Genomic DNA, 12,206 nt, shown 5'->3' with positions numbered 1-12,206 from the left:
GAACGCCGTCCCGCAAGGCGGCCTTCACACCACGGTTACAGGAAGGCTGCTAAGGCTGCATTTCCGCATTCTGGCGAACCAACAGCGCATCCCGGGCAGTCGATAGCAGGTTAACCAGCCGCACCTTCCGCACGCTTCCAGCGCGCCGTCGAGTCCATTTCCACCCTTGTGCAGGTGTGATCCTCTCTTTGATGATCGGTAGCCAGGCGTGAGGTGGAGGCGGATATCTGTAAAATCGGCACGCCATAAGAAATAAGGGAAGCTGATCAAGCTTGATGGCCGACAGCTCGTCATAGTGGCTTGTCGCGCCGACCTCTTTCTCGACAGCGCTCAACAGCTCTTTCCCATCGTTGCCGATCTTCAGGTTACCCAGCGCGCCTCCGTTCGCCCGGCCCGCCCAAAGCTTTTCTTCACTCCGAGCGTTGGGAACCCAAATCTGGAAATTGCAGTGGGGAAGGTATTCGGTTTGAAACTCCCCGAGTTCGGTCACTAGGTCGCTTTCTCCGAATGCCAAAGCGAACAGTGCGAGATGAGGATACAAAATGCTGGCCGCAGTGAGTTCCTTCCGAACATCTTCGTCATCCCGGTCGGCGGGGCGGATCAGCGATGCATAATCATGCTCGATGACGGGATAGAACTCACCCCAACGGAAAGATATCATAGCTGAGCGAGCGACCTGCGCGACGTAATGCGCTGCCACTTCCTGCGTCTCTGGAACGATCGCAAGCAACATCAACGCGAGGATGATGTCGATGGACTGATCCTCATGGACGGGTGTGTACAGGGCGCGATTGGCCTCGATCATTTCAGCGACGCCCTTCGCGACTTCCACGAGCTTGGCGCTCGGCTCGGTCACGAATCCCAGCGGTTTGCCCGCGCTGGTCTCTAGCCACGCTCGAAACAGACCGCCTATTGCAAGGCGTCCCAGCGTTTCGAACAGCGCAAGGTTGATATCGAGCGAGTCCCGCGATCCCACCGAATAACTAAGGGCGTGCCGAGAGCTGGCATGCTTTAGAATCTTCGCACCGTAGAGTTCGTCCCAGATCCGCAGGTACAGATCCGCTACCTCGAAGAGACTGTGACTTGCTAACTGCTTGCGGCTTCTATCCTCGTTAACCAGCGGCCAAAGCTGCGCCCAACCTCGCAACATCACATATTCGCTCGCTCGATATGGAGCCTCGAGATTGCCGGCCTCGCGTCCCCAGACAAGGAGGATCCAGAGAGCGAGATAGATGCTCCTGACGCGCTCCACGGGCGTGAGCCCCGTGTCGGCCTCGACGTCGTGCACTAGCCGCGCGAACTGCTGGAAAGAAGATTCCGGCTCCTCGACAAGTGCCGCAGCACGGCGGAGATATTTCCTTCGCTCGGGAGGGAAGACTTCTTCTCGAAGCGCGCCATCGACAATCATTCCGGTGAGCGTATCTCCGGTCCAGACCCGATACTCGATTTGCGGCGTCCGTTCTCGTCGCATGAATCCGTCGACGACCGGCTTTACATTCTGAAGTACGACACCGCCGACCGTGATGCAGACGACAACCGGAAGCTTTTGATGCTCCGGCGCAAGCGTGTCGAGATAAGCATCGCGCAATTCACCGAGTGACGGTCTCACCGCTTGCGGGCCAACGTCCCAGTCGCTTCGCGTGAGGTCGCCCTGCTTGATAACGAAAAGAAATAGTTTGCGCTTTCCGTCCGTGTCCGGCCCGACAGCGGCTACGTCGACGCCGAATTGTCGCGGACCTACTTGCGGCCTTGAGATGACCTCATATCCAGTCGCAGTGAGCAGCTCCGGCACGATTGCGTCGAGCTCGTCCCGCTCTCTAAGGCCGCGAAAAAACTCCCGAACGATCGACCTCATTCGTCGGTCTCGTCACGCAGCAGCATGTCGCGCCGGTAGCGGGCCCAGAAGGGCTCGACCATGTCGAAGCGCAGCACTTCGGTCGAGAACCCCTGCGAGACCATTTGCGTCTCCTGACGAACGCTTTCGTCCTCCGATTGGTAAACGTCATAGACCGCAGCATCGCCGTAAAGCATCACAGACGTGGGAAATATCTCACCGAAAATTGATCCCTTCATCGCGTTCTTCGAAATGGCCCGGCGCTCCTCGCGATGCTTTTGCTCGACGAGGGTTCGATGGTGTTCGGATGGCGCCAGTTCCTTTATCTCATATGCGGCCTCGATTGCCGCCTGATAGGCATCATGAGCGGCGAGAACCCGATGGATCGCATCGCGAGCATGCCGCGGCCCGGAGTTGACAGCCCTTTCCAGATAGGCCCGGGACACGACCCAGAAGGTCATCAGGAGCGGGTCGAAGATAAGATGTTCGGCCTGATTACGGACGCTTATGGGAGCGGTACGCAGCGCACTCACTAATATCGATGCGAGTGTGCCTGGAAAGGCCAGGAGTATCGCCGAGGAACGGCGGATGGCACGTAGAGCCTCCTCGGGCGACCATGCGCTCATATCGATTTCAAATGTCGGCGTGTTTTCTCCGACTCCGCTGGAAATTTCGAGAATGGCATCGAAGTGTCGAAAGCTCGGTGACCGCAGCCAGGTGCCTATAAGTGCCGAGCGGGAAACAGGGGCACTGTTCAGGATCGCCGTCGCCGTCGCATCGAGTTTTTTCATGCGTGCCGACCGGCTCATGAGCAAATGGTCGAGTAGCGCATGCGCAGCTGGAGCAAGCTGTCCGGCCATAGTCTTGGACAGAATCTGGTCGACGACATCGATCGTGTCGTCCTCGCCCGGACCTATTGCCATCAGTGCTTGGAAAGCCGCATTTGCAAGCGGCTCGGGCGCCTTCGAGATCGAGAACATCATTTCCGATGCGATCGCATTGCGAACATGCTCGTCGTTGCTATTGGAGCGGTCGGCTATCGCGGCGACCCCTTCACTTTCCTTTCCAGCGATGTTGGCGGCGACGTGGAGTAGTGAGCGCAGCGGCGCCACCACGGCGGCGCCTTTTTCGCGTCGAATGGCCGCGCGCAACGCCTGAATAGCCCGATCTAGCTCGTGAGCGTGAAATCCATCGAAGCGACCGAGCAGATTTGTTGCGCTCCATCGTTCGTCGTCGGACCCGTTCTTAGCCATCCTGATCAGAGCCGGAAGGAAGCGTCGGCGACTTACCTTCAGGCCTGAGTGACAGACGGAATGTCTAATATAGTCCGGCGCTGAGCCAGTGTTGATCGCTTCGAGAAGCGCCCACGGCCGCGATGCTTTTGCCTCGCACCAACTGCTGAACCATGCGGAAAGATAGTAGGGGATTCCTTGCCCCCTCGATTGCTCGCTCAACCCGACGACCAGTTCCAGAACCTGTGACTGGTCGAACACCAGCATAGGCAACACGTCTTGGAGGAACTGCTGGCAGCCAAAGGCAAGCCGTTCTTCGCTGGCATGTGCAAAGGCAGCCACCACGTCGATGATACCGGCACGGTGAGCCGCGGCGGCGTCCGCGACGATATCGGCCCAATAACTGTCGCTGTTTGGAAACGCGTCCGACACGTATTCGGGCAGATTCCCGTTCGCCGCAGCCTCGATCATCAGGTCACGGTGATAGAAAAAAGATGTCTTTGTTCTCGGCACAGCCGGACCAAATCACCAACATCAAGTTATCGCAATCACTATTCGATCCTTGTTGCGTGCGCATGGCGATGCGAGGCATTTTCAACCCTGCATTATCCTTGGCAGCACCGCGCGCTCGCTTCGCGTTAGTCGATCCCGCCGCGATTGCTTTCTGGACCGCGGCGCATCGGATGCAACAGGAGCTTGGCTCCTGTCCTCCGCTACGCTGCGGCCCGCTGGGTGCATCCGATGCTCATGCCGCGGCCCAACCGCAGCCGCACGGCGGGATATTCCGACCGTGGCAGGAGAAATGCGATGGCAGCGATCGGTATCGTCAAAGGCAGCATCGAAAAGGGCTTCGTCGGCCAGCTGGCCACCCTATCTATTCGGGCACCCGTTGAAATTCGAAGCAACCGCTCCAAGGCCAATGAAATTCAGCCCGACTTTCGCGTTTGGTCGGATGGCGTTGAAATCGGTGCCGGTTGGATCCGCATTGGAGTCGGCTCGGGCAAACCCTATGTCTCTATCACTCTTGAAGCGCCCGAGTTCGGCCCGCGACGCTTGTACGCGACGCTCGGCCGGGCGGCAGGCCAGGATGACGAGAGTACTTATGCCCTCATATGGAATCCCGTGGATTAGGTGCGGCTCCTAAGGGATTCCATCCATGGCGGTCACCTCGCACCTCGGATCAATATCGGGGTGCAAGGGACTCGCCATCTTGTTAGGGTGACGCTCCATGCGAAATAGTCTTGATCATCTCCCGCCTCAAAAGCAGCGCGAACTCGAACGCGTCGTGCAAATCATCTTCGAGGAGTTCGAAGATGCCTTGGCGCTCGCAACACAGGACTGGAAGCGCAAGGGCCGCATTGCAAAGATCATTCTCTACGGCAGTTATGCTCGCGGCGGGTGGGTCGACGAGCCGCATACTGAGGTGGTCCCGCCTATTTGGACAGTTTGGCGGCTAAGTTAAGCTAATCCCGGTTGTCGTTCATGCCGCCTGTTTGATCATCAGATCATGGGGGGCATGCCCCCCATGATCTGATTGCCCGATCCGCCGATAGGCCTCTGCCGGGGTCCTCCCGGCAAGGCCCGAGTGTGGACGCTGGGTGTTGTAATAGGTGATCCACCGGCCAAGACCAGCCCGCAACTCGGAGCCGGTCTCGAAGGCGTGCAGATACACGCATTCGTATTTCAGGGAACGCCAGAGGCGCTCGATGAAGACATTGTCCATCCACCGCCCCCGGCCATCCATGCTGATGCGGACCTCTGCGTCGCGCAGCACGCTGGTGAAGGCAAAGCTGGTGAACTGGCTACCCTGATCGGTATTGAAGATCTCGGGGCTGCCGAAGCCGCGTCAGCGCTTCCTCCAATCGCCGTGACGCAGAAGCCCGCGTCCATGGTGTTCGACAGTCGCCACGCCAGTACCTTTCGGGTGGCCCAGTCCATGATCGCGACCAGGTAAAGGAAGCCCCGGCGCATCGGGATATAGGTCACGTCAGCGCACCACACATGGTTGGGCCGCTCGATCGTCAGCTTGCGCAGCAGATACGGATAAACCCGGTGCTGCGGGTGCGGATCGCTCGTGCGCGGCCGCTGATAAATGGGCGATAGCCCCATCTTCGCCATCAGCCGCCGCACCCGTCGTCGCCCAACGTCATGACCATTACGGCGCAGATGCCGGACCATCTGCCGACTGCCGTACCACGGCATGTCGAGGAACGCCGCGTCGATCACCCGCATCAGCGCCAACGTCTCCTCGGTCTCCGGCACTGGCGCGTAATAGTAGCTCGACCGGCTGATCGACAGCAGTCGGCATTGCGCCGCGATCGACAGGCGACGGTGAGCAGCCTCGATCATCGATCGCCTCCGTGCCACGCTCATCGACCGGAGGCTTTCGCTAAAAAATCCCGCTCGACCAGCAACTGCCCGATCTTCGCATGCAGCTTGTCCACTTCGGCCTCGCTGGCCGCCCTGGCCGCTTCACCTGCGCCGGAAAATGTGCCTGCCATCCCCGCAATCGCCTGCCGCTTCCACGACGCAATCATCGTGTGGTGAACGCCATGCTTGGCTGCCAGCTCCGCCAGCGTCAGATCGCCCCGGATCGCTTCAAGCGCAACCTTCGCCTTGAAATCCGCGCTGTACCGCTTCCTCGTCGTCTTCATTCCCGTACCATTCCTTCAGGTCGGGACTAGCTTAACACCCTGTCCAGAAAACCGGCACCACCTCATACAGCCAAGGGCTATCAGTCGGATTATGATCTGTTGATCATCGTCAACGACGACCGACTGACCGATCGGGTTGAATATTGGTCGAAGCTCGATGACCGGCTGATCCGGGAGCTTTCGGTGACGAAGACACTACGTACGCCGGTGAACTTCATCGTTCACAGTGTTGGCGAGGTGAATGCCGGACTATCGCAAGGGCGATATTTCTTCATGGACGTCGCCCGTGACGGGATCGCTATTTATCAGGCCGTCGACGACGAGCTACCCGAGCCCCAGCCGAAGACGCCCCATGCAGCGCTCGAAATGGCCCAGGAGTATTTTGACGAATGGTTCGCAAGCGGATCAGAATTTCTTGAGACAGCGCAGTTTGCCCAGAAGCGCGGCTGGTCGAAGAAAGCAGCCTTCCTGCTGCACCAATCCGTCGAGAGTTATTATCACTGCGCCCTGCTGACCTGTGCATTCTACACGCCGCACGTTCACAATCTGGCCTTTCTTCGGACCCAGGCCGAGCGGATCGATCTTCGCCTGAGCGAAGCTTGGCCGCGCGACACGAAGGCCGATCGTTCAAGGTTCGAGAAGCTCAAGGAGGCATACATCAAGGCTCGCTATTCGAAACATTATCGGATTTCCGACGAGGAGTTGGCTTGGCTGGGCGAACGTGTGACGGTCCTAGCTGGCATTGTCGAGACGATCTGCCGCGAGCGCATCGCGCAGCTCAGCGACACTGCGCGGAAGGCAGGCTGAGATGACAGCAAAGCCTAGCGCATCGGAACTTTTTGCTGCTCTCAATGTCCTGATCGCAATCGACGACGAGAATGGCCTATTTGATCGCGGTGCCGAAGAAGGCGGGTACCGCTCGGAAGAGTTGGAACGCGCGCTGATCGTCATTCGATCTGCGCTTGGTGTAAGCGATTAGATCATCCACTCTACCGAATTGGGCAGGGTCGCCGCGGGCAGAGTTCATGCCGCGACGCTAAAAAACGGACATCCTGCGTCTGCTTCGCGAGCTTCTGCCAACAGTTCAGGGTGGTAGTCCGAAATTCGCTCGGGATATCGGTCGATTGTTCGCAGCATCGATCGCCGTAGACACGCGATCGCGACCTCCATCGACAGTGCCAATATGTCCGTCTGCGTCTCGCTCGGAAAATAATAGTCGATCTTGTGATGCTCCATCCGCATGAAGCTCATCGGTGCGGAATGAGCATGTGCGGAAAAATATGCATAGACCCCATTAAATTGCCGATCGTTCCAACCCATGATCTTGGTCGCAACCGAGCGCATGCCGATGGAGAACATGTCCTCTCCGCTTGCCAGCCGTTTTTGCCGATCCTCGGCGAGCTTCAGAAACATTGGGTGCGCTTCCAGCTCGGCTTGCAATTTCTCCCGCCCGGCCTTGAGATCATCCGCAGGCAGCTCGAATCCACGCATCAGCTTGATCCGCGCTACCGTATCGTGAAGCCGCAAGAGGATATACCGAAACTCCCACTCATCCGGATCGACCGGGTCGTGCAGGTAGGCTATCATTGTTGACGCCTCCATGATCATGCGCGCCAGCGCCATGATTGCGTGATGGTCGAACATCGAAGACTGCTTCGAAACGGCGGCGATCGAACGTGCATGCGCGCAGCATTTTGCGAATACCATCGACGAGAGCGACCCTGCTATCGTGGTTGGAAGCCCCGTCTGGTTGGCGGATACGTGGTTTGCGAAGCCTCCAAGCACCGAAAGTTCGTCTATCTGGCCGCTCGACCGGGCAGGCAAGATTCGTAGATTGTCGCCTGACTTTCGGCCGCGTTTCTCGTTTGCGCGGCGTTGCTTTCGATTTGGCCCTGCCATCGATCGTTCCCGTTCCGTCAAGTTGCCCAAGCGAACACGAGGTCGGTCGCTGGGGTCCCTCAATTCTAAGCCGGCGGCTGCGCAAGCGCCGCGACCAACCCCGCCGACTTCGGTAGCATGTCGGCCGTGGCCTGGCCTCCGAGGGATTTTACGACGCGGTCGAACAGCCAGGCCAGCTTATCCCACACCTTGGGGTCGTCGGTCGTCATCAGTTCATTGTTAAGCCGCTGTGCGATGTTCGCGAGTGCCACTACACCAGGCACCTGTACCGGCTCGACGGGGATGGTTGTTCCGGCAAGCTCGTTGAAACGGTCGAGAGTTTTCTGCTGGATCGGGGTTCCGTTCTGAACGCGGTCCCAGAAGTGCGGTGTGAACGGATCAAGGAAAGACGCATCGCCGATGCTGATGAAGTCCGTATCCGCCGGCACCTCGAGGGCCGATTGGTCGATCAGTATGCGCGGGAAGCGAGCCACCTTGCTTTCTAGGTGATAGGCTCGATTAAGCGCCGGGCCAAAGACGATATGTTCATCGTGATAGAGCGCTCCGACCGTGACGGCGCCGCGCATCCAGAAGCCGTGCAAGGCAAGGCCCAGTTGCGTTGTCGCCAGGCCCTGCAGCAACCACTGAACATCGCCCTCAGCAAAGGGTTTACTAAACACCACATTGTCGGAGAAAGTCGTGAGACGGGCTCCCGCGTCACCGACGGTTCCGGCATTCGCATTGAACATCCGTACCGCCGAGGCAAGCCGGGCGATGTGCCGGGGGTCGTCACCCGCTGCAATGATTTCATTCTTCCAGCCCAATATGTCGAAGAATGCGACCAAGCGGGTTTCATAAGAAAGCTCACCGAAGCAAAGTTCCGCTTCATCCAAGATCATGCTCGTCACTCCGTCGGTCAAAACTGGCTTTCCACCTATACTATGCTGCCAGGTGGAGGAATGAAGTCTGCCTACCCATTTTTGTCCCAACCTGTTGGATTGTTGGTCAAGAAGGAGCGCGGCATCTGATGAGCGCGCACTGACCTCGCAGGCTCGGTCAGGGGTCGCACTGATGCGGGGCCGCGCGGCACACTAGGCTCGCTTTCCTTGCCGGGCGGCGGCTAGGCACTGACGCGCATCGCACGCCGCCCCGCTGCGGGCTCGCCAAGAGTGCGTTTGTTCGGGCCCTGCGGGCCGGCGACATCGATGTGGGGGAGGGGATAAGGTAAGCCCCGCTACATCGCTGCAGCGGGGCTTCCCTAGATTGCATCCGAAGACGCGATCAAATTCTGCCATTCTTTCGTCTGGACAGGTGAGTGAAACGCGGCGGGGTGCGAATTGGTTCCCGCCTTTTGTGGCATGTCGCTTCTTTTTTCGGCCGGCATTCTCAATTCGAGAGCGTGACCGCGATCGGGCAATGGTCCGAATAATGCTTCTCGCCGGTGGCATATGGCGTCTCCGCGAAGCTTTGCATGTCGGCGCCGGCGCGCCGGTCGAGCGCGATATGGTCGATGAAGCTGTCGTAGCGCGGATCGCAGCCGGGCGCTTTGCCTTCATCGGCAAGGCGCAGGTCGGCGTTCGCCGGCTCGCCGTCGTCGATCTCGCGCCACACCCCATCGCCGGGGAGTCCAAGGCGGCGGTTCCAGTCGCCCAGCACCGCGAACCGATCCGGACCTATGGCGGCGGCATCGATCCACGCTTCGAGCATCGGGATCTGTTCGAGGAGAACGGGGCAGGCCTTCGCGTCCTCACCCGAGAAGCAGCCCGATTTGAGATGGACGCCGAGCAGGCGGATCGGCTTCTTGCCCGCCGGGCGGAGCAGGATGTCGACGCCCGAGCGGAGCTGCGGATTGCCGAGCATGAGCGAGGTCACGTCGGGGCTGCGATCGAACGCAAGCCCCTTGCGGATCGCGAAGCCGACCGCCTGGCGAATGACGCGCTGCTCGGGATATTTGCCGCCGCACGTACCGCTCGGCGCGCCGGGCCGCTCTTCCATCACCACGGTGAAGCGCGAGGGATCGAAGACGCGCTGCGCCGCCGCAACCGTTTCGGCTTCCTGAAAGGCGATGACGTCAGCATCGAGCGTCTCGGCAATGCGCCGCATAGCTGCATAGTCTGCGACGGTGCGGGGTTGGCAGCCCACTCCGTCCTTTTCCGCCATAAACTCGAGATTCCAGCTCGCGAGCTTCAAGGGGCGATCGACGGTCGGCGCGGCGGCCGTGGTCGGCGCCGGCTGCGGAGCGCAGGCGGCGGCAGTGAAGGCTAGCGCGGCGAAGAGGGCGAAGCGGTGCGACATGAGAAGCCTGTGCGCGCATCGCGCGCCGACTTCAATCCTGTGCGTCCTGTGCCGCATGCTCACTCAGCGAAGGCTGCGGAAAGTGATTGACCAGCGCGGCGTGTCGATTGCGGCGATGCTATGCTCCCAGTCGTCGCGTGCCTCGCCGCTCATATGATAGATCGATCGCGGCGCGAGCTCGGCACGCGCGCGCGCGAAGCCCTGTTCGCTTCGGCGCCGAAACCGCATGGTGGCATGCGCGCCGAGCGAAATCCCGATGACATGCTCGAAGACCGGCCGGTCCTTGTGCCAACCGATCCCGGCACCCATGCCATATTCGATAAGAAGCGCCTGCTCGAGTGCGTCCGGTTCAATGCCGGCGAAGGCGGCGGCGCGACCGCGAACCGTGTCCAGCCAGTCCGGCATCGGCTCACCGGGCGCGAAGCGGCCGGTCTGGAAATCATAGGTCCAGCCGAACGACCGTGTCAGTCTTTTGCCTTCCCATTGCTGGAACTGAAACGGGGTAAGCCGCGCGTCCTTGATATGCGCAATCAGCTCCGTCTCTTCGGCGGCTGTGGCGATCGCGTCGCGATAGGCGAGGCCGGGAAGGAGAGCGGGACCGAAGAGGTCGGGTTGGGGCGCGGGCCGCAGTGCCCGCGCGGCACGCTGGGTCACAGCGGGAGTTCGGCTTGCTTGCGCAGCGGCTCGACGAAGAGCGTGTGCCGAGGCGGTTCGGCGAACAGCTCCTCATTGGGCAGGGTGCCGTCGAGCCAGTGCTGGACGTCGCGGCGCTGGATGATGACGCCGTGGCGCGACTGAAAGGGGATGACGTCGGCGCCCGCCGGGATGGTCAGGATACGGTAGGACAGCGGCCAGTCGGCAAGCGGCGGATCCCAGACCGCCGCGAGATAGAAGAAATTGCCGCTGTCGAGCGTCACCCGGTAGCGGTGATCGCCCGTTCCCATCCGGAACTCCGAGGCCGGGATTAGGCAGCGCCGCGCCGGAAAGGCGCGGCCCTCGGCACGCACGAAACGATAGTTGATCCCGTCGTTGAACCGCGGATCGGAACCCCAAACCGCTTTGACCATTTCGATCTCGGTCATATTGTCGGGATTGCGCCGCACGAGCGCCTGCACGCCTCCGCTCGGGGCGTCGGGATCGAAAGGGGTTGGCGCGATACCCATATGTGGAACATAATGGGAACGACGATGAGTCGCAAGGGCCAGGGGACCGCCGCGCATGTGCAATGACTACCGGCTCGAGATCGACATCGCGTCGATTGCCGAGGATTTCGACAACCTCCAGATCAAGATCGATATGCCCGAAGGCGCGCCGAACGTGCCGGCGCGCGAAGATGTGCGGATCACCGACACCGCGCCGATCGTAAAGAGCAGTGACGGCGCGGCGATCGGCTCGCTCGTAAACCGGCGCTGGAGTTGGCCGGGGCAGGGCGGCAAGCCGGTCTATAATGTGCGCTCGGAGCGCCGCGATCTCGGCATGCAGCGCTGCCTTGTCCTGTGCGACGGCTTCTACGAATTCACCGATCCGACCGACAAGGCGCAGAAGCGGCTCGATAAATGGCTGTTCACGATGAAGGACCATCGCTGGTTCTGCATGGCGGGCGTGTGGCGCGACAGCCATGTCGGGGAGGCCTTCAGTCTCCTGACGATGGATGCCGGTCCCGATATCGCCCCCTATCATCATCGCCAGATCATTCCGCTCGCGCGCGACCAATGGGCGGCCTGGCTCGATCCGCGCGTTCCGGCCGAAGACATCCTCAAATGGCTGCCCGAGGGCAGTCTCGAGGTGACGCAGGTCTACGGCAAGCCGCCCGCGCAGGGCGCGCTGGCGCTGTGAGCGACGATCACCACCTCGATCGCTTCCTATCGGCGCAGGACCAAATCTATCCACGCGCGCTTGCGGAAATCCGGCGCGGGGCCAAGCGCTCGCACTGGATGTGGTACATATTCCCGCAGCTCGCCGGCCTCGGTCGGAGCGCCATGGCGCAGCGCTATGCGATCGCAGGGCTCAGCGAGGCCCGCGCCTTTCTCGATCATCCGTTGCTCGGCGCGCGCTATGTCGAATGTGTGGTAGCCTTGCAGGACCTCAGCGCGAGCGATCCCGTGGCGGTTTTCGGCGAGATTGATGCGGTGAAATTGCGATCGTCGCTCACCCTCTTCGAGTCGGCGAGCGGAGATCGGCTATTTTCGGCGGCCCTCGATCGCTGGTTCGGCGGCGAGCGCGATCAGCGAACCTTGGACAGACTGGCGGCGGAGGCAGCATAACCGGCGCTTTCCCGCGGCTTTCGGCAGCTTGCTTGACGAACGGCCCGAC

The 12,206-nt window shown here is 60.6% G+C and carries 11 protein-coding genes and 3 pseudogenes; 6 read left to right on the top strand and 8 right to left on the bottom strand.

Annotation, left to right across the window (positions count from 1 at the left end; genetic code table 11):
- Positions 1-49 precede the first annotated feature (49 nt).
- The gene (locus SGRAN_RS16165) at positions 50-1,855 is read right to left on the bottom strand and encodes a hypothetical protein (protein WP_067185386.1); all 1,806 of its coding nucleotides are present in this window, start codon (positions 1,853-1,855) and stop codon (positions 50-52) included.
- On the bottom strand, positions 1,852-3,537 hold the full coding sequence (locus SGRAN_RS16160) for a hypothetical protein (RefSeq protein ID WP_067185385.1): 1,686 nt from the start codon (positions 3,535-3,537) through the stop codon (positions 1,852-1,854). The genes SGRAN_RS16165 and SGRAN_RS16160 overlap by 4 nt, the downstream gene beginning before the upstream one ends.
- Before the next feature lie 336 nt (positions 3,538-3,873).
- Between SGRAN_RS16160 and SGRAN_RS16155 the strand changes: the two genes are divergently transcribed.
- Both SGRAN_RS16155 and SGRAN_RS22355 read left to right on the top strand, forming a co-directional pair.
- Positions 3,874-4,197: a DUF736 domain-containing protein gene (locus SGRAN_RS16155; protein WP_067185382.1), complete on the top strand. Its 324-nt coding sequence runs from the start codon at positions 3,874-3,876 to the stop codon at positions 4,195-4,197.
- 97 nt (positions 4,198-4,294) lie between these two features.
- Positions 4,295-4,486: pseudogene (locus tag SGRAN_RS22355) on the top strand (nucleotidyltransferase); the annotation flags it as partial.
- Positions 4,487-4,546: 60 nt separating this feature from the next.
- Here the strand turns inward: SGRAN_RS22355 and SGRAN_RS22350 are convergent.
- A pseudogene (locus tag SGRAN_RS22350) lies at positions 4,547-5,720 on the bottom strand (IS3 family transposase).
- 60 nt (positions 5,721-5,780) lie between these two features.
- Between SGRAN_RS22350 and SGRAN_RS16135 the strand changes: the two are divergent.
- Both SGRAN_RS16135 and SGRAN_RS22655 read left to right on the top strand, forming a co-directional pair.
- Positions 5,781-6,527: pseudogene (locus SGRAN_RS16135) on the top strand (HEPN domain-containing protein); the annotation flags it as partial.
- A 1-nt stretch (position 6,528) separates the two neighbouring features.
- Entirely contained in the window at positions 6,529-6,699 is a 171-nt protein-coding gene (locus SGRAN_RS22655; protein WP_172709667.1) for a hypothetical protein, read from the top strand.
- A gap of 44 nt (positions 6,700-6,743) precedes the next feature.
- Here the strand turns inward: SGRAN_RS22655 and SGRAN_RS16130 are convergent, their stop codons facing one another.
- From SGRAN_RS16130 to SGRAN_RS16110, 5 genes are all read right to left on the bottom strand, one after another.
- On the bottom strand, positions 6,744-7,427 hold the full coding sequence (locus SGRAN_RS16130) for a DUF5677 domain-containing protein (protein WP_237234032.1): 684 nt from the start codon (positions 7,425-7,427) through the stop codon (positions 6,744-6,746).
- A gap of 257 nt (positions 7,428-7,684) precedes the next feature.
- On the bottom strand, positions 7,685-8,497 hold the full coding sequence (locus SGRAN_RS16125) for a hypothetical protein (protein ID WP_148650905.1): 813 nt from the start codon (positions 8,495-8,497) through the stop codon (positions 7,685-7,687).
- A gap of 487 nt (positions 8,498-8,984) precedes the next feature.
- Positions 8,985-9,893, bottom strand: coding sequence for an exonuclease/endonuclease/phosphatase family protein (locus SGRAN_RS16120; RefSeq protein WP_067185367.1), 909 nt, complete (start codon positions 9,891-9,893; stop codon positions 8,985-8,987).
- Between the two features lie 63 nt (positions 9,894-9,956).
- Positions 9,957-10,547, bottom strand: a complete 591-nt coding sequence (locus tag SGRAN_RS16115; RefSeq protein ID WP_237233543.1) for an alpha-ketoglutarate-dependent dioxygenase AlkB — start codon at positions 10,545-10,547, stop codon at positions 9,957-9,959.
- On the bottom strand, positions 10,544-11,056 hold the full coding sequence (locus SGRAN_RS16110) for an SOS response-associated peptidase family protein (RefSeq protein WP_082737307.1): 513 nt from the start codon (positions 11,054-11,056) through the stop codon (positions 10,544-10,546). The genes SGRAN_RS16115 and SGRAN_RS16110 overlap by 4 nt, the downstream gene beginning before the upstream one ends.
- 55 nt (positions 11,057-11,111) lie before the next feature.
- On the opposite strand from SGRAN_RS16110, the gene SGRAN_RS16105 reads away from it, so the two are divergent.
- Both SGRAN_RS16105 and SGRAN_RS16100 read left to right on the top strand, forming a co-directional pair.
- Complete coding sequence (locus tag SGRAN_RS16105; protein WP_067185364.1) at positions 11,112-11,729, top strand: SOS response-associated peptidase family protein; 618 nt, start codon at positions 11,112-11,114, stop codon at positions 11,727-11,729.
- Entirely contained in the window at positions 11,726-12,157 is a 432-nt protein-coding gene (locus SGRAN_RS16100; protein ID WP_067185362.1) for a DUF1810 domain-containing protein, read from the top strand. Before SGRAN_RS16105 ends, SGRAN_RS16100 begins: the two co-directional genes overlap by 4 nt.
- Positions 12,158-12,206: the final 49 nt, after the last annotated feature.

This window comes from Sphingopyxis granuli (genome assembly GCF_001559015.1).
Lineage (GTDB): Bacteria > Pseudomonadota > Alphaproteobacteria > Sphingomonadales > Sphingomonadaceae > Sphingopyxis > Sphingopyxis granuli.
Note: the sequence above shows the minus strand (reverse complement) of the source record. Positions and strands in the feature narration are given on the sequence as shown.

What these genes read in the sequence shown, in the direction of transcription:
- SGRAN_RS16155 (WP_067185382.1), top strand. Translation starts at nt 3,874, where the DNA reads ATGGCAGCGATCGGTATCGTCAAAGGCAGCATCGAAAAGGGCTTCGTC.
- SGRAN_RS16110 (WP_082737307.1), bottom strand. Translation starts at nt 11,056, where the DNA reads ATGGGTATCGCGCCAACCCCTTTCGATCCCGACGCCCCGAGCGGAGGC.
- SGRAN_RS16120 (WP_067185367.1), bottom strand. Translation starts at nt 9,893, where the DNA reads ATGTCGCACCGCTTCGCCCTCTTCGCCGCGCTAGCCTTCACTGCCGCC.
- SGRAN_RS16105 (WP_067185364.1), top strand. Translation starts at nt 11,112, where the DNA reads ATGTGCAATGACTACCGGCTCGAGATCGACATCGCGTCGATTGCCGAG.
- SGRAN_RS16130 (WP_237234032.1), bottom strand. Translation starts at nt 7,427, where the DNA reads ATGGTATTCGCAAAATGCTGCGCGCATGCACGTTCGATCGCCGCCGTT.
- SGRAN_RS16160 (WP_067185385.1), bottom strand. Translation starts at nt 3,537, where the DNA reads ATGATCGAGGCTGCGGCGAACGGGAATCTGCCCGAATACGTGTCGGAC.
- SGRAN_RS16125 (WP_148650905.1), bottom strand. Translation starts at nt 8,497, where the DNA reads ATGATCTTGGATGAAGCGGAACTTTGCTTCGGTGAGCTTTCTTATGAA.
- SGRAN_RS16165 (WP_067185386.1), bottom strand. Translation starts at nt 1,855, where the DNA reads ATGAGGTCGATCGTTCGGGAGTTTTTTCGCGGCCTTAGAGAGCGGGAC.
- SGRAN_RS22655 (WP_172709667.1), top strand. Translation starts at nt 6,529, where the DNA reads ATGACAGCAAAGCCTAGCGCATCGGAACTTTTTGCTGCTCTCAATGTC.